A 21,489-nucleotide genomic window follows, 5' to 3' on the forward strand; every position below is an offset into this window, starting at 1 on the left:
TCACGTGCAAATCAATCTAGACCTTCGGTTCGTACCCCCTATAGACCAACCGCCAGGGGCGCAAACCCATTGCGTATTCCGGGCGCACCTGAACACTGAGTCTATTTCGATCTGACCAATCCGCCGGCACCGATGACAGGTGACCAGGCGCTCTTCTAAAGCAGAATTCGGCGGCGGTAGGTCCCCATGGCGGATGGACATAAGGGGATCACAATTGCTACCCTGTCAGTCCAATTACTGATTGGATCGTCATGGCAAACCCACCGTCCGATAGCAGTATCAATGCTCATGAGCCCGCTTCGCGTGAACTGAAGGGCGTGGCAGCGAAGAGTGTGAGACGGGCCTATGAGCCCGACGACTCCCATACACTGCCACGCCAAATGATGCCCAGAAGCGTTCGAGATAGTTGCCTCCGCCAATCTCTTTAGGGGTTTATTGGTACGCCATCCGCGGCAATTTTTTCGTGTGTCAGTTTGCTATAACGAATACATACACAGCCAAGCATTCGAACAAATGCTCGTCTCCAGCAACTCCTCAGTGCTGCAGCTCCACTTGCTCCTCAAATTTGGCGACAGGCTCCGGCGCCTCCGAGAGTCCCAAGGCCTGAGCACGGCGGAGATGGCGAGCCGCGTGGGAATCTCGCGCGCAACACTGAGAGCGGTCGAAGCGGGAGATCCCACGCCGTCCATCGGTACTTACTTGAGAGTCATGTCCGCGTTGGGCATCGTGGGTGACTTGGCGTTGTTGGCGGATGACGTTATGCGACCGGTCACGTCAAATACCGAGGCTGCAGGGGCAAGCCGCGAAGCGCCGTTGGCTCGAATCGTCGTTTCCGCAGACACCACGCGCCACCGTATCCAGGATCTACAAAGTCTCGCCCTCCATGAAGAAGCGGTGCGGCGCGTTCGCGCTGACCCTGCGTTGCTCCAGCAGGCCCAGGCAGTTCTTCAAAAGTGGCTGGATACTGGGGACCAACGCTCGGCGAATCTTTGGATTGAGTGGAAGGACATTCTTGAGCATGGCAGGTGGCGTAAGGCACTCGGGAGAACCCACCGAGCGCAGGAACTTAGGCAGGCGTCCCCGATGGCTACGGTTCTGCCGCCAGAAGTACGAAAACGCATTCTCGGCGAGATCCGTGCGCTCAAGGAAGGCATCGGCATGGATCGCCTATGACAAATGTGACTCAGACCTGCCGCCTGCAAAGGCCCAAATTTGACGCTCAACCCCAAGAATTGCACCATCGGTGTTGCGCACTGATCCGCAGCCATTTCCACGGAGCAAGCCATGGCCCTTGAAGACGACATCGCCACGCTCACCGTGCTCGGACAGGGCATGCTCGCTGAGTCAGGAGAACAAGCCGGTTTTGATGCAAGGGCGTTGCTGGACCGTTGGCTTACTGGGGTGGTCCCAGCCTTGGGAAGTCGAAGACCTATCGATGTGCTCATTGAGCCGGACGGCCTGGAAGTCGTGAAGAGCTTGCTCTTGCGAACCCAATCCGGCGCTTACTCGTAAGCACAGGTAGGGAGTTGGCTAGTCGTGAGTCCGGTATGGACCTGTCGTCATACCCGCCAACCAATTAACACCATGCAAAATCCCTACGGCTATGCCCTCTAGCCAGAACGCCCCGTATCTCCCTGCGTCTACTCCCCGCAGCGCGGACGTCGTTCTGTACCTGGACCTCGATGGTGTTGTTCACCATGAAAAAGTGCTCTGGCATCCCCGCAAGGGAATCTACATGAGCCCGTATGAAGCTGCAGGACATTCTCTTTTCGAATGGGAGCATATCTTGGAATCGGTGCTTGACCCCTACCCGGCAGTTGCTCTGGTACTGAGTAGCACCTGGTGCATCCGCCCCGGATACAGCGCAACCCTCAAACGGCTTCCGGCCTCTCTGCGTGCGCGGTTCATTGGTGGGACGTACCACAAGCGTGTCCATGGCGTGGATCCCTGGAATCTGTCCATGTTTCACGCCACGCCCCGTGGTGTGCAAGTTCAAGATGACGCTCGTCGCCGAAAGCCCCGACAGTGGCTGGCACTTGATGACGATTTGGAGGGGTGGCCTGACTCCTGTCGGGAAAATCTGGTTGCGTGCGAAGGAACTACCGGCTTGTCCAGCCCTGTAGTCCAACGCGAACTGAAGGAGAAATTGCGCCACTGCCATGTGGTGTTGTCTGCCAGACCATCTTAGTTTTAGAAGCCACAAAATGGATCGGGACGAGAATACTTTGATGGGAAGTGTTAAGTAGGCACAGTGCAACCAATGGCCGTATCGCAGCGGTTGCTGTCGCTCAGCTAAGCTGACCGTCCTCCCGCTGGCTGGCACCAAGCAGTCATTGGGTTCGGACGTTCGGCGCTTGTTATGACGGCTGCTCTCCGAGGTAATGCGGCCATAGCTCTCCTAGGTCCTGACCCTCATGCCCAACGCGCTCGGCGATCAGGGCCGCAGCGGTGCGCCTATGGGGCCAAGTAGCCGTCTCCGCCGCCGATCCACATGCACATGTAGCGATCCAGAGACGCGACATGGCGCACTGTTGTTGCAGAATGCCGAGATGAGTTCCAACGCAGGCAGCGTCGAGACTGTCACTGGCCTCCCCTTCTTCACCGCCCCCGATCCCGTGCTCGTCCGCGCCACCTCGGTCCGCGACCCCGTCGGCGTCCTCCCGGTGTGGAGCGGAATCGGCAGGGAGCTTGTGCCCAACCTCGCATCGGGGGTGAGCATTCTGGACGGAATCAAGGGGGTCCTGTTGATCCATTGGCTCACGCAGAACCCGCTGAAGGACCTCGCCGACCGGAAGTTCCGAGCATGCTTCCGGCTGCTGGAAGGGATGCTGGAGCACTACCTCTGGGCCGAACCCGGCAAGCTGCATTGCTACGGCACGCGCGCGCTGGGAAGCCCCGGCGGCTTCCGGGTGAACACGAGTGATACAGGCACCGTGGTGAACGGCCTCTACCAGTACTACAGCGGCAGTTGCCGGCGTGCGGGCCTGCTGGATGGCGAGTGGAACCTGGCGCCGGAAGTGGCCATCGCCTTGAAACAGTGCTGGTCCGCTGCGGCCACGCAGGCGCTGAAGCCGGACTTCCAGCGCGTGCTGGAGGACCGCCGCCTGTCCTACCGACCGCAGGGGGTGCTCGCGGCGTCGGAGCCGCTGCGCGCGGCCTTGCGCAAGGTCCTCGCCTCAGAGCCGCTGACGAAAGTGCTGCAGGTCCGCCTGCTGGGCAACGCGGCGCAAGTGGCGCTGGCGCGGCACTGCGCCGCGATCCGCGGACAGAAGCCACCGAGCCCCGACCGCTTCGTCGCGCAACTGGCCCAGCGGTTGCAGGATGCGCCGGACGCCGCCAGCGCGCTGCTGCCCTCGCTCACGCGCGTCGCGGACTGCGAGCAATTCCTGGTTGTGCTGCAGAACAGCTTCGACCTGCTGCGGGCGCTGGACCGCCATACACTGGACTACGCCGCCGCCTTCCTGGAGCCGCAGCATGCGGCGCACAAGGCGAAGGCGGAACGCTTCGTGGCGCTGTTCGACGCCAACGCCGGCGAGCGCGACGGCCAGATCGCCCTGCTCGCCGGCCACCTGGCGCAGGGCTCGCCGCTGTCCTTCCTGCAGGAGTTGGCGGGACACCACCAGCGGCTGGTGCGGGAACGCGGGGCCGAGCCGCTACTCGCCATCGAAGAGGGCCGCGTCGTCTCGCCGCTCGGCGAAGACCGCAAGCTGCCCGAAGTGCGGCAGCGGCTGGCGGGCGGCACCCCCTGGATCAACGGCTACTACCTCGCCGCCGCCGGCACGATCCACACACAGTTGTTCAAGGAGGGCGCTTGACGGAGCCGCCCGTGATGCGCAACGCGCTGGAGCAGATGCTGGCGCAGTTCGCCGGCGGCAAGCCCGCCTGGGCCCTCTTAACCACCTTCACCTTTTCGTCGACCTTCTTCGAAGGCAACGTGCTGCCCCTGCTGGCCGGCATGCCGCTGGAGGACCTGAAGGGCAGCAAGGTGGTGCGCGCCGAACTGAACGACGCGCTGCGCTCGGTGCGCACGCTGGTCGTGTGCGACCGGTCCGCCAATCCTCAGGCCAAGGGCGACATGCGCTACGGGCTGCTGCCGGTGGGGCTGGAAGCCGGTCGCTTCCATCCCAAGCTCATGCTGCTCGGCGGCCCCTCGGTGGCCGCTCCGTCGCGGCAAGCGCTGTGGCTCACGGCCAGCAGCGGCAACCTGTCGCTTTCGGGCTGGGCCATCCAACGCGAGGTGGCGGGCGTGACCCCCGTCACGCGCCAGCATCGCGACGCGCTGCTGCCGCTGCTGCGCTGGTTGCAGGCGCAGGCGCGCGAGCGCACCGGCCTCGCCGGCAACGTCAACGCCCGGGCCGAAGGTGACATTGCCCAACTGCTGCAGGACGTCGCGACGGCTCTGGCCGACGAGGCATCCCTCGCGCCGGAGCGCCCCGGCACGCCCACCTTGCATCTGGCGTGGCCGCCGGCGCTGGCCGGCGGAGGGGAAGCGGGCACGGCGCTGCTTCAGGCCATCGCCGCCGGCGAGAACTGGGAGCGCGCGGTGGTGGTCTCGCCGTACTGGGCGGGCGTCGACGAACTGGTGCGCCAGCTAGGTGTGAGGGACTGCATGCTGGTTCCCGCGCCGGCGCCCGACGGCCGGACGCTGCGTCCCGCCGGCACCGCCGCGGGCCGCCATGAATACGGGCACTTCGTTGAGGGCGCCGAGCGGGCGTCGCATGCCAAGGCCGTCCTTCTCAGCCGGCCCGGCGAGCACGTGCTGTCCACCGGCTCGGCCAACTTCACGACGGCGGCGTGGTCGCACGGCGGCGGCATACTGTCCAACGTCGAGGCCATGCTGCGCTATCGCATCCAAGGCGATTCGCCGTGGCAAGGCCTCTTCGCCAGGCGCGACGAGCCCGCGGACGCGCAGCAGGACAAGGATCCGGACGCCGAAGGCGCGCCGCCGTTGCCGCCCTTCGACGCCGAGGCCGCCTGCGACTGGCAGGCGCGCAAGCTGGTCGTGCGCGTGCGCCTTCACGAAGGCGCGGTGCTGCAGGCCGCCAGCCTCGCGATCGGGGAATGGGATGCGCGCATCGACGTCCGCAATAAGGTGCCGCAGGTCTTCACCTTCCCGGCGAAATCGCTGCGCACGATCAAGAGCTTCGAGGTGGCGTACGCGCTGAAGGGCGGCGCGCAAGCAAAGTTCACCGGGCTGGTGCTGCAGCTCGATGCGCCCGAAGAAGCGCTGGGCTACCGGCCGCGGCCGCGCCTTTCCTCTGTGCTGAAGCTGCTGCGCAGCCTGCAGCCCAAGCAGCAGCCCGAGGACGTGAACAAGCGGGCGCAGCGCGAGGGCGATTCCGACGAGGAGGACGGCGTCGAGGACGAATCGAGCGCGCCCTCGCTCGACCTGTTCGCGTTCTTCCAGGCCACCTTTCAGATGCGCCGCTACTTCGAGAGCCACCGCGAGCTCGACCCCTTCGACGCCAGCTCGCCCTTCGGCCCCCGCGTCCTGTACCGCGCTGTCGCGCTTCAGCAGGCTCAAGGCGACGAGGCACTGATCGTCCGCTATGTGCAGCTCGCCGAACTGCTGGCGACCGTCGAGGCGCTACCGACATCGGCCGCGGCCCGGGCCGGCCAGGCCGAACTTCGTGCGGCCATGCGGGAAGACCTGAATGAACCGGAGGCGCGCGTGCGCGCGCTGCTGGGCCAGTCCGAAGCCTTCGCGCGCATGTTTCCGCGCAGCAAGGCCAGCCAGCGCAGCGACATGCTCATCGCCTGGTTCCGCCAGCAAGTGGGGGCCGCGCATGGCTGACAACCTCCTGCCCGGGCCGCTGACCGCTGGCCAGCTGCGCACCTTCATCGATTTCGACGGCGGCGGCGCCGGCGCCGGCACGCAGGCGCGCACGCAAAGCGATGGCGTGGCGGCGCTGTGGCAGCTTCTGCGCAGCAAGGGCTTCGGCTATCTTGCCGACGAGGTCGGCATGGGCAAGACCCGGCAAGCGATGGCGCTGATCGCGTTGCAGCTGCTGGAAGACCCCGACGCGCAGGTCGTGATCGTCTGTCCGGGCAAGACGCTGCAGGAGCAGTGGGTGCGCGAGTGGGACGCATTCACCCGCACTTGCTACCTTCCTCTGGACGATCGCCTGCGCAGCGCGCGGACGGGACGCGCCGTGAGCACCATCGCGCTGCACGAGCGGTTGGGCGACTTCGCCCTGTCGCTGCAGCGCGGCGACCGGCGCATCCACCTGCTGCGCTACTCCTCGTTCAGCCGACCCCTGTGGTTCGGCTTTCCCGACGACGGCGGCTACCAGCCGGGCGCGATGTTCGCGGTCTATGCCGAGGCGCTGGCGCTGCTGGGTGCGGAGCCGTCGCCGGACGACCGGGCGGAGATCGCCAGGGCGCAGGCTTCCCGCGAAGAGACCGCCGTCGAGCACTTCGGCAAGCTGCTGCAGGCCCGCTATGCGGCGCGGCTCGGCCAGTTGCTCTGCGCCCGCGGCATCGCACTGGCCGTCTTCGATGAAGCGCAGTATCTGCGCCACGTGGGCAACCAGCAGAACCGGCACATCCTGGGTCTCTTCAACCCGCACGCGCGCCGCTGGCTGTTCCTCAGCGCCACGCCGCTGCACAGCGGCACGCAAAGCCTGGCCTGCCTCGACACGTACCTGGGGCCGGCCGCCGCCGGCGCCTGCAGCTGTCTGCCCGTGCACCACTCGCCACGCATCGCGCGCCGGCTGCGGTCCGGCACGCCGGATACGCAGGACGTCGTCGAGATCATGCAAGAGTTCATGGTGCGGCGGATCCGCACCTACGAGGACGCGGAGGGCAAGCCCTACCCTAAGACGGAGTACCGGCGCTACGAGCGCGTGCGCATCTCCGGCGCGACGGATCCGTTCATGACGCTGACGATGGCCCTGGTGCAAAAGCGCCTGGTCGACGCGCTCGACGGCAAGAACAACCGCTTCCGCCAGGGCGAGTGCTCCTCATTCGAATCGCTGGCCTCGTCGGTGCGGGTGCGCGCCCGGCCCGCCGAGAAGCCACCGGAGTTCGAGCACCGGGACGACGGTGACCCGGCGAAGGCCGATGAATTGGTGGACCGCGCCAGCATCGACGCGCTCACGGCCAGCTTCAACAGGGCTTCGGCGCATCTCGCTCTGCCGGCCGCCGATGGCACGGTCGCGCCCCGTTCCTTGCCACATGCCAAGCTGAGCGAGGTGGTGCGGCAGATCTTCGAACGCAGCCTGAAGGACGGCAGTACGCACAAGTCGCTCGTCTTCGTCCGGCGCCTCGACACCGTGGAGGAACTGCGCGACGCTCTGCTGCACGAATTCCAGAAGGAAGTGGACCACAGGCTGGCCGTGTGGCGCGACTGGCTTCTGGCGCCGCCCGCCGGCGTCAAGCTCCGCGCACAGCCCTGGCGGGACGGGCAGTTCTGGAACACGCCGGCCCACAACGAGGACGAGGGCCCCGTCGAACCCGAGGACCGTGTCGACAGGGACGACGATGGCGAGATCGCACCTGTGGCCGTCTCGCTCGACTACTTCAAGGCGATCCAGGACAAGGGCAAGCTGAATTCCTTCCAGGCCCGCCTGCGCGACCGCTCGCTGGCGCGCAACCCGTTCCGCTTTTTCCTGCAGGCGCGGCCCGAGGATTCGCTGCCGCAGGACGACGCAGCGTGGGCCGCCGCGGACGGCTGGTGGACGCGCCTCGTCGCGCTATGCGCGGGCGAGGAAGCGCATACCTGGGCCGCTGCCGACCCCTGGAAGCTGGCCACGCTGAAGCGCTGCCTGCTGCAGTCCATTCGCCAGTCCGACCTGCTGGTCGACCTGTACGTGCTGCGCCGCTACGTCGATCAGGTGGACGACCAGCCGCAGGTCCTGCCCGAGCTGCTGCTACGCTTCCTGGCCGGCAACCTCGGTCCAGCGCCTCTGGCCAGCTATGCCGCTAACTGGCGCGAGCGCTTCCGGCGCTGGATCGACGGCTTCGATTCCATCGTCGACAAGTGCCTGCGCGGTGAAGGTGCGACCGAGTGGCCCCAGTTGCACGACCGCGCCAATGGCGCTTTCGACCGGATGCAGCCCGTGTTCGGCCGCTCGGGACGGCTGGAGGATCGCAATGCCGTCCTCCAGTTCAAGTTTCCGACCCATCCCAACGTTCTGGTCTGCACCGACGTGCTGAAGGAAGGCGTCGACCTGCACCTGTTCTGCGACGAGGTCGTCCACTACGGCGTGGCCTGGACCCCGGGCGACCTGGAGCAGCGCATCGGGCGGGTGGACCGCTTCGGCAGCCAGATCAGCCGGCGGCTGGGCGCTTACCGGCCCGCGGCCGACCCGCGTGGCGCGCCGCGGCTGCAGGTAGAGTTTCCCTACCTCGATGGCACGCTGGACGCACCGCAGGTGACGCGCGTGATCCTGGCCAAGGTGCGCAGCGACCTGCGCATGGACATGAAGCGCCACCACGAGGACATGGGCAAGGTCAGCCTGGACGATCTGCTCGATCCCGGCGCCGATGCGGCGCCCGTGGATGCCACGCCGATGCGCGCGGTGTTCTTCCCGGACGAGGGCCTGCCGCGCGACGCCGAGGGAGTGCAGCCGCAGCCGCCGGCACGGATCGCTCCGCTGCTCGGGGAATGCGCCGGCGATGCGGGCGATGCCGTCCATTTTCCGCAGCTTGGCGTGCTGCGTTGGCGCGGTGCGCTTCCGGCGGTCAATCCCCTCCTGAGGACCGTGGCCGTGCCGAAGCGGCGCAACCGCTACACCTCGCAAGCGGAGTGGCTGGTGGCAGAGAACTCGGCCGGCGCGGCGGACGATCTCGCAGCCGCCTTGGGCGAGGCAGAGCCCGTCAACGTCGAAGCGCTAGAAGGCGAACACGCGTTCCGCTTCGACATCGGCTGGAATACGCTAGCCTGCGCGGCCTCTGTGGACCAGCCGCTGGCGCTTGCGCGCTTCAGCACGCAGGCGGTGCTGCTGGAACGGGTGTGCGGGTTCTGGCTGCTGCGCGCGCCACTATTCGCCGCGGGCGCGGAGCACGACGAAGCCTGGCTGGCGAAGGAAAGCCGCAATCTGGACTGGGCCTGGCTAGCCTGCGCGGACGGCGCCGTGTGGCTGCTGCAGTTCGTGGCGCAGGAGGCTGCCGGCGGCGCGCTCCTAAGCGGACTGGCCAAGCGCCTGGGCGCCCTCGCCGGCTGCCTGCGCACTTCCTTCGGCTTCGGAGCGGCGCCGCCGTGCAGCTACCGCAGCCGCGCCGCGCTGCCGGATTTTTTCAAGAACGATGGAGAAGTCGCCAGGGACGACGAACAGTGGGAGCAAGCGGGCCGATTCCTGGGCAACCTGCAGGCTTGGTTCCGCAGCGCCTTCGACGAGGTGCTGATGTCGATGTCGCTGGGCAAAGAAGCCTCGCAACCCGTAATGAGCCTGCGCTCGGACGGCGTTCTACATCTGGCCACGACAGGATCCGGACGCGTCCGGCTGCAGGCCTTCCTGTCCGGGCCCTGGATCTCGTGGGAGCTGATCGCCACCAAGGTGAACCCGGGACGGCCGCCGAAGCTGGAGGCCACGGCGTGGGAACACATGCCCCATCTCAGCATGGAGGGCTGGTCCGCTGCGGAAGAAGAAGCGGATGACTGCAAGGTCTACGTCTGCGACGCCGACCCGATCCGCTATGTCGCCGTCTACCATCGGCCACTGGCCTGGGACAGGCACCGCAAGTCACTGCTTGCTGCCTGGCCGGCCGCAATGGGCCGCTTGCAGGGCAACAATTTCATGCGTAAGCTGCTTCAGCAGTCCTTCCTCGACGCGGTGAAAGACCGCTGAACCCGCCTCAGAACCTGTTCAAAGTCTCCGGCGGCTTGTCGAGGAAAAGCCCTGACAGGAATCTACGAGCCACCACTGGGCGAATGTCTAGTTTCGGATGTACCGGTCGCTCGGAGCTCTGCCGGTGAATGACTCTGACAAGCCTGTACCCGTCGGCAAATCCGCCCCTCCCGTTGCGCGATCTCAGGCAAGCGAGGCGCTCACTTTGCCGCCGCGACTACTTCTCCGCTGGCTGGGGCAGGTTCGGGATCAAAGACGCCTTCCAAGTATTTGGCGTAGTGCTCCTGCAAGTGCTTTAGGGAGGCGCCTTTGTCAGCTTGATATTCAAGCCGCTCTTGGAAGAACTTCATGCGGCTTCTGTTCTCCGCCAACACCTGGCCCCAGGTCTTCACGAAGATGCAGACGTTGTCCTTCTTGTGGATCAAGCCCGACTCGTCGGTCATGCGGAACCTCGCGTGCGGGCCGACATCGTCGCTGATTACCCAAAACACCCACGACACATTGACGTTGCGAAACCTCTGGTCATCCATGACCGAGGCGGCATAGCCCTCGATCTGCGAAATCTCTTCGGTGTTGACTTTGACCTTCGGAGCCTTCAACTCAACCACCAAGTGGGTGATCGAATCGGAGTTGTGCCGCCTGGTGGAGCGGGACAGCATCAAGTCCACGATTCCGCGCTCCTGCGAGACATGCTTGACCGGGGCGTCGATGACGATGTCCTCCCCGAGAATTTTCTTGTGCGAGCGCAGAACCTCGGTCAGCGATTGATCATCGACCGACAGCATGAAGTCCTCGCCGAACATCCAGCAGTTCTGGGCGACGATGCGATGCAACTGGCTGCGCTCTTTGAGCCGCTTCTTGGGCTCGGGATCGAACAGCACCGCCTCAATGCCGGTCAGGAACTTCAAGCGATCCGCCACGATCTTGGCGGAGCTGATGATCGACGACAGCGACACGTCGCGCAGCAGCCCTGCGAGCTCCTCTTGCTGGCGCTTAGGCAGCCGCAGCACCTCGTTCAAGATGACCTGCAGCTCCTCGGGGCTCTTCTCAATCGCCTGCCGCAGCATCCGAAGCTGGAAGGACTTGTTCTGCGGGGCGGAGCTGCCGAACTCGGGCAGATTCTTGGCGACACTGACCGCGACGATCTCGAACACTTGCCGCTCGACTTCTTCAACGCGCGTGGCCGGATCGCCGTCGAAGGGATACACATTCTCCGTCTTCCACGCCTCGACGTAGCTGCGCGCCTCCATGGCTGAGCGCTGCCGAAAGTAGTCCTTGATCGTCTTCTGGGCCTCGTCGATGGCTGCCACGACGGGCGTCTGCATCTCCGCCAGGTCAACGGTCCCCTCCTTCTGCGCGACCGTCAGATAGGAGGATGCGAGATAGGCCGTGAACTGAAAGTCGCCGATGTGAAATCGACGATCAACCTGCACCAGCGGGAAGCGCTTCTCGTTGCAGAGAAACAGAGCTCGGTTGGACAGCCCTTTCCACTCAACGATCTCGAGCCGGACGGGATGTGTCTTTCCACCGGCTTCGATGTCGGCCAAGTTGATGGCCTTCCGGCTGGCGATCATTTGGGCCGGATCAATTCGCTTGCCGCCAATGGTCACATTGACATCGGGATAGTCGGCCAAATAAAGGGCGAAGACTTCGGCCAATACGTGAATGCCGGCGTCGCTCACAAACGAGCGAAAATCTTTGTGGGGATCGGAAATCGTCAGGGTGACACCAGTATCAGTCGGCTTTGAGACTTCAACCTCATCGGAGATATTCACATGGCGAATGTCGTTGGCTGACATCGTGATCGAATACTTCCAAAGCTTCTCGTCGCGCTTGTATGTGACAGCCCATTCAGCGCGGGTTCCAATGGCGAACGCCTTGAACCGCCCGCGCCCCTCTTGGCCGTGCAGGAACCTTCCGGTTTCGGTGGAGCCTCCCGGCTTCTTCCATGACCCGCCGAGGCGCCGAAAAAACTCTGGCGCCCTTGCCCTGGGAATTCCGTTGCCATCGTCTCGAATGATGACTTCCGAGAGAGTTTCCATCTCGTTGTGCCCAAACGAGACAGAAACTCGGGCGGCATCCGAGTCCAGGCCATTCCAAATAAGTTCAGCCAAGGCCTGCACTGGCTTCGCGCGAGTGATCTTTTCCAAGAAGTCCGATTGGACCTCGACCGGATACTGTTGCTGGGCCATGGCGAATCTCCCTTTTTGCGCATATTTTCGCACTCGGATACGGCCCGCCAAGGGTCAGGCGACAGCTGAGAGGCTGCTTGCTGGCAACTCAGTCGACCCTACGAAAGACGATTCAGGGGCGGAAGTTCAAATTCACCCGGGCCGCGACCGGTCATTCGCGGCCCGGTGGCGCGCGCCGGCCGGCGAGTCCCCGGTCCCCGGGTCTCGAGGCTCAAGCGGTCGCAGCCGGCCTGCATCGAATGACAGGTGACCGCTGCAGCTAACGTTCAGGTGGCCATGGGCGAATGACTCTGACCTGCATGGAGTGTCATGCCTGCGGTCGGTTCTGCAGCGATTGCGGCCGTTGGTATTCAGCGGCCCAGCTTTCCCGTGAATAGCGTGAAGCAGTCTTAGCAGCAGGAGAGCGTATGCCGGTTTATGGCGGCGGCCCGGACAACAGCCGATCCGGGCTGAACGCCAAGTCTGCCTGGATGCGATACATCCGAATTGATAGGTCCAAGTTGTCCGAGGATCACACTCAAGCGTCTGGAACAGGCGTAGCGGAGACCGCCTCCTCAGCCAGTTCATCGAGCACAGCAAAAACCCCCTCGAGATCGTCTCGATAGAACGCCGTGTAGCTAGGCAAAAAAACGCATCGCCCGCTGCCTTGGAGGCCAAGTCCCAGAATGTGATTGCGATGCGTCAGCCAATACCTTCCCATAGCCTTCGGATCCAACCCACCTGGTAGCCCCGACTTGGTCGCGACATAGCCCTCTTCGTCTCGCCCCGTGTGGAAGGGGCTGCTCAGGTGGGCAAGGCAGTGGTCGAGGAACAGCTGCACGTTGTCGCCATCGACGATCGGACTAAAGCAATGGCCAAAGACGTAGTCGTTCATCAATCTGGAGATGCTGCCTCCATCTTCGGCACCGCTTTCATCGTAGTAACCACATCCGACGCCAGAGCCGTTAGGGGGCAGTGCATTGCTGAGATGATAAATGACGAACGACGCGGCAAAGGACCGTGCGGCCGCAACTCGACGGGCAATTGTTGTGTCACCTTGATCGGATCCGGGGTCCAGCGAAGCCTCCTCACGTAGATGCGCAAAGGCCTGGCCGAGGAACGCATCTACAGGCACTCCCCGTGCTTCAGCGATGAAGTTTCGTCCAGGCTCGATGTAGGTGCGCTTGAAGTGCGCGAAGACCTGCTGAGACAACGTCCTCATCCCCATCAGCGCCAGCTGACTGACCAACCCTGAACTTGGAGCAGACATGTCTTGGTGGACGATGAGCGCAGTGTGCAGGTTGTACAACTGTCCACCGCGATCCGCCGAGCACTGTAGCCTGAAGAGCATGAGGTCGTTCCAGCCCAGAATGCCGCGCTCTGGGGTGGCAAGCCGCTCCAGCAGACCTTTACCAACAAACTTTTCCTCGCCAAAGATGCGCCACGCGATCTCTATGACGTTCTCCGGACTGTTCACGCGTCGCAGGCCCGCAGTTCGCCCCCAGCCTGCGCGATCCAATAGCCGCAAGAGCGAGTAGATCGACCTCGGCCGCAGTCCACGGTCATCGTTGTCGAACGACGAGTAGCACGGCAGATACGCAACGAGCGTTTCGATGGCGTCTTCTGCGGTCTGGCTGGTGAAGTCGTGGGCGTGATTGACCAGTACCCGCCAGAACTGATCGTGTGTGGTCTCTTGTTTCTCGAGAGCAAACTCCGCTTCCGCGAAGACTGAGGCAATCTTTCGACCCTTGCGAACCCGATCCACCGCTGCTTGGTAAAGAACAAAGGTCTCCTGCGGTTCCGGCGTGGCAAAGCGCACGATGAGCTTTAGAAAGCTCTCTAGGTTTCTGGTGTCGCCCTTGTTGAAGCACGCCCGAGACCGAAGAACCGACTCTTCAATGTTGCGCCCGTCGCCCAGTTTCAAGACACCCACATCAAACAACTGCTCCAACAGGAACTTGGCAGAACCAGGGTGCTCTTCCTTAACCTGTTCAAAACCATCGGCGTTCTTGAACTCTGATTCGTCGTATTTGCGCCGAACTGAGAAAGTACCACTGCGCCCCTCTGTCTCCTCGGCATATATGCGCCTGAACAATCCGGGATAGTTCAGATGCAACAGCATCAGATGGATGAGGTCACGCTTGTTGAAATCAGTCCGCCCAAGATCGGTTTTCTCGATCTGCATGAGAAGAATGGCATTGATGAAGCGCTTCACCTTGCGTAGATCGCCGATCAATGGAAGGTACTTGGCGGCGGACTCTCCAGCCAAGATCTCCGCAAGCTCGTTGAGTACGGCTCCAAGCTTCACCATAGTGTCTGATGGCACAGACTCGAGCTGGCTCTCGCTCTTTTCCCAGTCGCGTTGCAAGAAGTTGCGGATGCTGGAGCTGTCCACGAACAAACTCAGTTTCACAGTTACGAACTTCTCAAGAAACTCCCGCGCCCTGGATCCCTCCTCTTTGCTGCCGGCCAGTACCTCGGTGTCATAGCAAAGGACATATGTCGCTTGCGACAGCTTGAAGGTGCGCCGCGTTGCGAACAGGACGTTGTTGACGGTCTTCGCATCCAAACGGTCCAAGTCGTCGATGACAACGATCACACGTCGACCGATGCGACGAAGTACCTCGTCAATGTCGTCAAGCAGCTCATCGACCGTTTCCTGGGACGGCTCCAGCGAAAGCTTGAAGCCCAGGAACGAAACGTCTGCTTTTCCCTTTATGAGCCGAGAGTATCTAGAGGCTGCAGGGCGGAACTCCGGAGCAAAGACCCTGTTTTGAATCGCGGCGGACAGGTCGCGAATCAAGCGATCGGCAAGATCTGGCTCCGATGCGTATCGAAGAGGCTCAAACCGACAAACGATCACCTTGTCCGCGGCTCGTTCCCAGTAGCGCTCGGCAAGATTGATGAAGCTTGTCTTGCCTACGCCCCAGGGTCCATCCACACCGAACACCAATCCCGAGTGCGCGCCGCTGGCGAGGACTATCTCTGCGAAAGACTTTGCTTGGGTCTCGTTCGAGAGCAGATCGTCGTTCTGCCGCCTGATCTCTTCGTCCGCAAGGAAATGGAGTTGCGAAGTAGTCTGCCTCCTCCTAGGCCAATGTTGCTGGACTATCGGGGACAAAAGCACAGTGCAGAACAGCAGAAAAGCAACTGGCGCCCAACAAGGGTCCGACGCTCTCAATGCTGAGTGGAACTTAGAAAGCCAAGGCATGGCCAACTGGTTTGACCAAACCCCCAAGCACATTGCGATGAGTAGATCGAAACGAAGGCTTCGCCCCATTTGTACGGCAGAAACATGCGCGCCACGATTGACGGCGTAGACCACGCAGACCGCCAGTCCGATGAGAACCGGTATTCCCCTGGCCCAAAGGGAAAAGTCGGCTATCGCAGGAGCAAACGCAGTCCCCAGGTAGTAGGTTGTCCTGCAGACTTCTGCGGCAACCAAGCCAACTACAAACATCTTGGCAAAGACCAGGAGTTCGGGCATTTTCATCGTGTGCTCGGTAGCCGCCATTCAACATTCCTCCCTGTGACGCGTGAGCGCCGTGTACGTGCGGCGGCTTGCGGGGCGTGCTGGCGCGCCTCGGCATCCTGCGCGGTCCGGAAGATTATCTGCGTGGCGAAGCTGGCGTAGATCTGCCAAGTAACGTGGTCCTGCAGCGCAAAGATGCCTTCAGCGTGGCTGAGCGCTGTCGATCATGGCCAGTCAATCTCTAAAAAGCGCATGCGTTGCTTTGCAGCCCAATCCGGTTCGATCTGCGCCGCATAAGACAACAATCCACCTACATGGTGCCTTAAGCCGGCAACTGATGCGAATTTACGGGCCGTTGCATGCTTGATCGGGCCGATCTCAGGGTGCGTGAGATAGTGGATGTGCTGCCGTAGCAGGTCTTTGAAATGCCGAGCCAGCCGCGGCGTTTCCTCTTCCACGCTCAACCCGAGCACAATCTTGCGCGCAGAGGGGGGGACGACGGTTGTCTTGGCTGTATTGGGTCTAAGGCCCTGCCGCGCAAGTTCGCGATAGACCCTTTGGATCAGGGCCTTTGCCATCTCGCGCCCGTAGTTCGGATCGGATGAGGAAAAGGTTATGTCGTCGGCATAGCGGGTGTAGTTGAGATCCTGCTCCTCAGCGATCGCTGCCAGTCGTTCGTCGAGCCCGCGACAGACCAGGTTGGCCAACATGGGGCTGGTTGGCGCACCTTGCGGAAGATGGCCCTGAACGCTATGAATGTACTGCTCAATGACGTAAAGCGAGGCAAGGCTGTAGTCTTTCGATTGCGCCTTCTTGTGCTGTACATCGTGTTGGTCGCGGGTGCACAACCTTGCCATCTCAAAGGCGACAAGAGGCTCGAAGCCCAGGCTGTCGAAAAGCCTGTAGACGGTTGACTCTGAGATGGATTCGAAGAAGCTCTTTACATCGATTTTGACCAGCCACTTCGTCTGGCAGTGCGGCTCCACGGCCTTGTAGAGGCTGTCTCCTTTGGAAAAGGCGGCGCTACAGTTGTGAGCCGGCACATGGGCGAGGATGTTTTGCGTAATCCAGCGCTGCACTTTCATCAGGCTGGGCGACGGCACACATATCGTGCGGTACTGCGGCGGCAGGTGCTCGGCCGCCCGCTTCTTAATACGAAATTCAGCATAGGCTTCCGTCCGCCGTGCCACGGTCTGCCGGAGAAAGCCATAGTCGACTTCGCTCAGTGCTGCCAGATGTCTCAAGGTGAAGACTGGTTGGACATCTCGGTGGGCCTGAGTGATGCGCCTGCCGACTTTCACTAGGTGGGCCAGCAGTTCGGGCTTCACGCCCGAGGCCTGCTTACGAAAAAGTTGAGGGTTCCAGCGTTGCATCTACCTTTGATACCCGAAGGGTAAGTCACGCCCCGCCGAGAAGGCGAGGCACCGAGCCGGCCCTTTAGGGTCACGGCGGGGCGCGATTTGCCTCTAGCGGGAGCTCATGCGCGAAGCGACAGTAATCTGTGCCCCCTCTTCGATGACCGAAGTCATCTCCGCCCAACGTCCTGCGACGCCGGCATCACTAGACGGTCACGCTGGCACCCTCAATGTCGAAGGATAGTACGGTTTTGCAATGTCGCTGCTAGTCGGGGGGACCGCGTGGCGCTTTTTCTTGGCGGCGCGCAGATAGGTCTGCCCGGTATCGGTAAGCCTGTACTCCTTGTCGATCCAGCCGTGAGTCTCAGCCTTACGCACCATCGCTTCGACCTCGAGTAAGGTCAGACCAGTGCGTCGAGCCACAACGTCGATCCTTCTCGGACGGTGTGACAGTGCCGCCAGCACCAGATAGGTTTCCAGGGTGCCTTTGCGGGCTCGAGCCCAGACGTAGCCCTCCGAAAGGCGTCGGTGCCGCATATCTACCAGCCGTTGCTGGACCTGCTCAGGATCCAACTCTTCATTGAATTCGGATCGCGTCTGAGCGGTTACACGACGCGCAAACAAGGGAGCCCAGGCATTGCTGCGCGCATGCAGGATGCGCGGGCAGTTGTTAGGTGCCCCGTGCGCGAACGCGATGAGCGCACCGGTGCCCTGATAACCAAGCGGATTTGCCCCGGCCGCTCGCGGGTTGTATTGGAAGCAGACGCGCTTGATGGCGTCCGCGTCTTCCTCGTTGAATGACGTTTCGATGGTTGGGCAATGGGCGACGAGCCTGACCCGAGGTCGCAGGTGATGGCTCTGAACCCGATCCAGCCCGGCTTCGGTCGCAGCATAAGCCACGACCTCGAAAGACAAGCCCTTGGTACGCCGACTCGACCACCAGCTCTTGACCGAGAATACACCCCAGGCGGCATCAAGGTAACGTTCGGCTCGCTGCCCACTGCCGATGAGGTCCGTTACCAATATGAACTTTCTGACCGGGTTGTCGTGAGACCGAATCTGGTCGGGCCCTGGATGGCTAACAAAGCTTTGCGGCATTTCACGGCAAAGTTCAGATACGAGTTGAGCCACGATGCCCTCACTGCCGACATCGCCAGGCTGTTTTTCGTCTGGCTCGATGGGACGCGGTCCCGGGCCAGTAGCACGTCTTGGGAGCTTTTTCGATTGTGAGAACAATGGCGAGACCGGGCCGTTCCTTTGCGGCATCTCGCGTTCCACATAAAGTCCGATGCGTCCCGAAGTACCTTCAGCAGCCTGTAGCAGTCGCGCGCGCAGCGCGTCAGCAAACATATCTCGCGTCACCAGGCGCATGGCCTTCAGCATCGCGATCATGACACGCTGCGAGTCTGGGTCGAATTGACTCAGCCAGGCCCGAGTGGGCGCGGATTCGATAAATCGCTTGTTGCCTGGCACAAAGCCCTCCTTCAGTCCCGAATTGCGCAAGCTCACGTGATAGTAGCCTGTGACCACCGTACGCACGACAACAATGTCCATTCCAGACGATTGCGTCCATGACTGACTACGCTGGGTGTGTCAGGTCTTGGGGATCAGAAAGGCGCTAGCTGTTGTTCTGCATAGTCCGCTCTCGGTCGCAGCCGCCGTTCACCGTCGGGTGTCTGACCGGCAGCAACCAGCCTAAATCCGCCCGCTGCACCACCCACGTGCTTCGATATATGAACCGCCTTAAATGAGGCGGCATTTATTCCGCAATTCGGAATCTCGGTACGAACTAGACCTGATTTCATCAGCAAATTGCTTGACAAAGGGTACGCTACTGAACCGACACGGGCCCTGCTAGAGGTAGCCGCCCTTCCTCAAGGCACCATTGTGGCGGTCTCTCCCCCGAGAGCCAGCCTCACTAGTCCGAGCTGGTACGCCGCCATGACACCCTACGAAGTTCGAGCTTTCGATGACGGGCACGGCCTTCCACAAGGAGTTCCGTTGCACTACGACTCGTGGCCAGTCGCGCCCCGTCCGTTCAAGAGCGACTGCAGTCGTAGATCACTTGCATCAAGCGATTGCACACACCCGTTGAGCAGAACGGTTGTTGAAACACCCGCCTGAACGTTCTTGGTTATGGCGTCACGAACAGCCTGTTTGGCCAACTCTTGCAGTTGGACGGTGGTCATACCGAAGGCTAACGGATGTGCTTTATTCACGCAGTGCAGCTTATGCCGTTGGTGCAACGCAGTCAAGGCTATTCCAAAGATTTCAGCGTCGATTTTCCGTTGCAGAGATATACACCAATAAATCATACTAGCGCTGGAATGAAATAGATAAGTCCAAGGCGGTATTCGCAACGTAAATAACGTGGGACTGATGCTCAATCAATCGCGGAACCTTTGAAGGACGGAAAAAAGCGTTCTCCTACTCTCCCTGTCGATTCAACTAAGTTCACGAAAAGCAATGAGGCTCCGCATTCGATCAAAGATCGTCATTGCGAGTGTGTTTTTGCTCCCAATGAGCCTGCAATTTTGAAAATTCGGAACCCACTAACAGAAACAGTCCGAACAGACTCATTCCCACAGCAACAGAATTGTTACAGAACTCGGTCATAGTCATGTCCTCAATTAACTAAAGGAAAAACGTCTCAGGAGGCTCGGCTCAGCGGCTTTTCGAGAGAAGCATGGAGCATATAGTTGCTACTTCCCCCGCCTTAAGGAGCCCGATATAACAGTTTGCGCTTTCCTAAATGCTCTATCGTAGTGAAGCAAGTTGATTTTACTAATTCGACACCAGTTGACAGTGTGTACACGAGAGCTGGTTCATACATATGAGGTTCTTTTGCCTCCCATACAGCTACCAGATCTTCAAAATGCCAAAATTTTGAATCCTGCATGTATCCAGGTGAGATTACCCTCACGCGATCCACAATATGGCCTTGCACAGAACTTTGCTTCACAAAGTCGAACAGCAGGTCTTCGTTGGACAAAATAATATTATCCATGCCTCCGCCAATGCTATTTGTACGGTACTCGACAAAGAAATATGGCCGAGAAAATTTTAGGCTAGCCATGGGGGCTCTTCGACGGGAGACTCTAGCTAGCCCAGCCAACACACTGCGAAAGTAAGAAATCATTGGTCAGCCATCTTTTGAACACTATAGATTGTAGCCCTATTGTATTCAATATTTCCTAATCGAGGAGATGGAAGCTCATTCGAATGCATTGAACAATATCGCCATGGCTCTGCGGGTAATCCGCCGCGCGCGGGGCTACACCCAAGAGGATTTTTCCTCTGTTTCAAGTCGAACCTACATCAGCAGTCTAGAGCGGGGCACCAAAAGTCCCACCTTGGGAAAAGTGGAGCAGATCGCCACCGCTTTGAACGTCCATCCCCTGACGCTGCTTGCCATTTCATTTGCCGCTTCTCCCTCGCTAGATGACGTCTCGGTTGTCTTGGCTGCAGTCCAAAAGGAAGTCGCCGAGCTTGATCTGCCTGGCGGGGTTCGCAGCTGATGAGTAGCTTGATTGCAATCTGACAAGCGTTTAGTCAAAGGACCGCTTCATTCGAAGCAGGATAGGAGTTTCATCAGCTTACGGCTGAGTTCTACAAAGGTCTCCATATCCGATGCCAGGGCTGATTGGCTAGAACCTACAGCTTCCTTGCAGCAGAGTATTGGGCGGTGGTGCGGCTCGTGGATCCGTCAATTCAACTATTCCGGCATGTGGACCGGCCATAGCGTTGCACACGCGCGCCTGAATGCTCTAAATCCGTGGTACCCCCTCGGGCAGTGATCCAAGCTTAAGCGAACGGCGCCTCTCAACGATGCGCACCTCTTCGCGGTCCCATCGGATCATCACGCGCATCTCCCGAAATCTCTTTCGGCGGAGTTGTCCTTGACGCCCCACAATTGCTCCGGAAGCCTCGCCCACTCCGATTGTTCTGGGCCTTCAGAAGCCAAAGCCGCGTTCAAATGCGCTCAGTAAGGCCGCAAGCCGCCCTTCTCTCAGTGCAGGCTCCGCCATCGCATTGGAGCGCAACAGCTGGTCAATCATCAATTGCCGAAGCTCCTCGTCAGCGAGAATTTCCCGTATCTGCAGCGCAGTTGCTGGGCTGCAGGTCTTAGCAGCATCCTTGCCGAGCAACATTGCCCCCGCCAGCTCCATGTCGTGTTCCACCTTGGTCAGCACTTCAATCTCGGATTCGTAAAGCCGGTCCTCATTTCCAGCCTCCGCATAGCGCTGAGCAATCAGCAGGAAATCGGTGGCATCTTTGCGGCTTGCCGAGTGGCGGTCCTTCCAAGCAAGGAGTTTCAGTACGGACTGAACCGCCCCGGGTTTCAAGGAGGCCGATTGGTTTAAGTTGACACCTCTGCAGAGGTGTTGCTGTTGGCGAGTTGCCTCCAGTAGTTTGCCTCAGCTTCTGCCGGAGGGATGCCCCCAATCGGCGTGAGCAGTCGGATGTGGTTGAACCAGTGCACCCATTGCAGGGTGGCCAGTTCCACGGATTCCCTGTTCTTCCAGGGTCCCCTGCGGTGAATCAATTCGACCTTGTACAGCCCGTTGATGGTCTCGGCCAGTGCGTTGTCATAGCTGTCGCCCCTGCTGCCCACTGATGGCTGAATGCCCGCCTGGTCCAGGCGTTCGGTGTAGCGAATGGAAACGTATTGGGCGGATTCAACCGGTCGTCGCAACACC

13 protein-coding genes are annotated in these 21,489 nt (G+C 61.1%); 7 read left to right on the forward strand and 6 right to left on the reverse strand.

The window, feature by feature from the left end:
* Positions 1-513: 513 nt before the first annotated feature.
* The 6 genes from ACTJKQ_RS23765 (at position 514) to ACTJKQ_RS23790 (ending at position 9,791) form a co-directional block, all read left to right on the forward strand.
* Entirely contained in the window at positions 514-1,173 is a 660-nt protein-coding gene (locus tag ACTJKQ_RS23765) for a helix-turn-helix transcriptional regulator (RefSeq protein WP_440598291.1), read from the forward strand.
* A gap of 111 nt (positions 1,174-1,284) precedes the next feature.
* On the forward strand, positions 1,285-1,512 hold the full coding sequence (locus ACTJKQ_RS23770; protein ID WP_440598292.1) for an antitoxin Xre/MbcA/ParS toxin-binding domain-containing protein: 228 nt from the start codon (positions 1,285-1,287) through the stop codon (positions 1,510-1,512).
* Between the two features lie 91 nt (positions 1,513-1,603).
* Entirely contained in the window at positions 1,604-2,188 is a 585-nt protein-coding gene (locus ACTJKQ_RS23775; RefSeq protein ID WP_440598293.1) for an HAD domain-containing protein, read from the forward strand.
* A 361-nt stretch (positions 2,189-2,549) separates the two neighbouring features.
* Complete coding sequence (locus tag ACTJKQ_RS23780) at positions 2,550-3,815, forward strand: hypothetical protein (protein WP_440598294.1); 1,266 nt, start codon at positions 2,550-2,552, stop codon at positions 3,813-3,815.
* Between the two features lie 14 nt (positions 3,816-3,829).
* Positions 3,830-5,794 (forward strand): hypothetical protein, encoded by a 1,965-nt coding sequence (locus ACTJKQ_RS23785; RefSeq protein WP_440598295.1) that lies wholly within the window; start codon positions 3,830-3,832, stop codon positions 5,792-5,794.
* Entirely contained in the window at positions 5,787-9,791 is a 4,005-nt protein-coding gene (locus tag ACTJKQ_RS23790; protein WP_440598296.1) for a DEAD/DEAH box helicase, read from the forward strand. Before ACTJKQ_RS23785 ends, ACTJKQ_RS23790 begins: the two co-directional genes overlap by 8 nt.
* 200 nt (positions 9,792-9,991) lie before the next feature.
* Here ACTJKQ_RS23790 and ACTJKQ_RS23795 read toward each other — a convergent pair whose 3' ends face one another.
* From ACTJKQ_RS23795 to ACTJKQ_RS23810, 4 genes are all read right to left on the reverse strand, one after another.
* Entirely contained in the window at positions 9,992-11,983 is a 1,992-nt protein-coding gene (locus ACTJKQ_RS23795; RefSeq protein WP_440598297.1) for an ATP-binding protein, read from the reverse strand.
* 517 nt (positions 11,984-12,500) lie between these two features.
* Positions 12,501-15,455, reverse strand: a complete 2,955-nt coding sequence (locus ACTJKQ_RS23800) for a KAP family NTPase (protein ID WP_440598298.1) — start codon at positions 15,453-15,455, stop codon at positions 12,501-12,503.
* Positions 15,456-15,658: 203 nt separating this feature from the next.
* Positions 15,659-16,807 (reverse strand): reverse transcriptase family protein, encoded by a 1,149-nt coding sequence (locus ACTJKQ_RS23805; RefSeq protein WP_440598299.1) that lies wholly within the window; start codon positions 16,805-16,807, stop codon positions 15,659-15,661.
* Positions 16,808-17,002: 195 nt separating this feature from the next.
* Positions 17,003-18,343, reverse strand: coding sequence for a phosphoribosyltransferase-like protein (locus tag ACTJKQ_RS23810; RefSeq protein ID WP_440598300.1), 1,341 nt, complete (start codon positions 18,341-18,343; stop codon positions 17,003-17,005).
* Between the two features lie 1,652 nt (positions 18,344-19,995).
* On the opposite strand from ACTJKQ_RS23810, the gene ACTJKQ_RS23815 reads away from it, so the two are divergent.
* Positions 19,996-20,307, forward strand: a complete 312-nt coding sequence (locus ACTJKQ_RS23815; protein ID WP_440598301.1) for a helix-turn-helix domain-containing protein — start codon at positions 19,996-19,998, stop codon at positions 20,305-20,307.
* A gap of 435 nt (positions 20,308-20,742) precedes the next feature.
* Here the strand turns inward: ACTJKQ_RS23815 and ACTJKQ_RS23820 are convergent, their stop codons facing one another.
* A complete protein-coding gene (locus ACTJKQ_RS23820; RefSeq protein WP_440598302.1) occupies positions 20,743-21,135 on the reverse strand; it encodes a hypothetical protein in 393 nt (130 codons plus the stop codon).
* A 14-nt stretch (positions 21,136-21,149) separates the two neighbouring features.
* The coding region (locus tag ACTJKQ_RS23825) for an integrase core domain-containing protein (RefSeq protein ID WP_440598275.1) at positions 21,150-21,489 on the reverse strand (340 nt) is incomplete at its 5' end.

This window comes from Acidovorax sp. 22279, assembly GCF_052045435.1.
Lineage (GTDB): Bacteria > Pseudomonadota > Gammaproteobacteria > Burkholderiales > Burkholderiaceae_C > Acidovorax > Acidovorax delafieldii.

What these genes read in the sequence shown, in the direction of transcription:
- ACTJKQ_RS23765 (WP_440598291.1), top strand. Translation starts at nt 514, where the DNA reads ATGCTCGTCTCCAGCAACTCCTCAGTGCTGCAGCTCCACTTGCTCCTC.
- ACTJKQ_RS23770 (WP_440598292.1), top strand. Translation starts at nt 1,285, where the DNA reads ATGGCCCTTGAAGACGACATCGCCACGCTCACCGTGCTCGGACAGGGC.
- ACTJKQ_RS23775 (WP_440598293.1), top strand. Translation starts at nt 1,604, where the DNA reads ATGCCCTCTAGCCAGAACGCCCCGTATCTCCCTGCGTCTACTCCCCGC.
- ACTJKQ_RS23780 (WP_440598294.1), top strand. Translation starts at nt 2,550, where the DNA reads ATGAGTTCCAACGCAGGCAGCGTCGAGACTGTCACTGGCCTCCCCTTC.
- ACTJKQ_RS23785 (WP_440598295.1), top strand. Translation starts at nt 3,830, where the DNA reads ATGCGCAACGCGCTGGAGCAGATGCTGGCGCAGTTCGCCGGCGGCAAG.
- ACTJKQ_RS23790 (WP_440598296.1), top strand. Translation starts at nt 5,787, where the DNA reads ATGGCTGACAACCTCCTGCCCGGGCCGCTGACCGCTGGCCAGCTGCGC.
- ACTJKQ_RS23795 (WP_440598297.1), bottom strand. Translation starts at nt 11,983, where the DNA reads ATGGCCCAGCAACAGTATCCGGTCGAGGTCCAATCGGACTTCTTGGAA.
- ACTJKQ_RS23800 (WP_440598298.1), bottom strand. Translation starts at nt 15,455, where the DNA reads ATGAAAATGCCCGAACTCCTGGTCTTTGCCAAGATGTTTGTAGTTGGC.
- ACTJKQ_RS23805 (WP_440598299.1), bottom strand. Translation starts at nt 16,807, where the DNA reads ATGCAACGCTGGAACCCTCAACTTTTTCGTAAGCAGGCCTCGGGCGTG.
- ACTJKQ_RS23810 (WP_440598300.1), bottom strand. Translation starts at nt 18,343, where the DNA reads ATGGACATTGTTGTCGTGCGTACGGTGGTCACAGGCTACTATCACGTG.
- ACTJKQ_RS23815 (WP_440598301.1), top strand. Translation starts at nt 19,996, where the DNA reads ATGGAAGCTCATTCGAATGCATTGAACAATATCGCCATGGCTCTGCGG.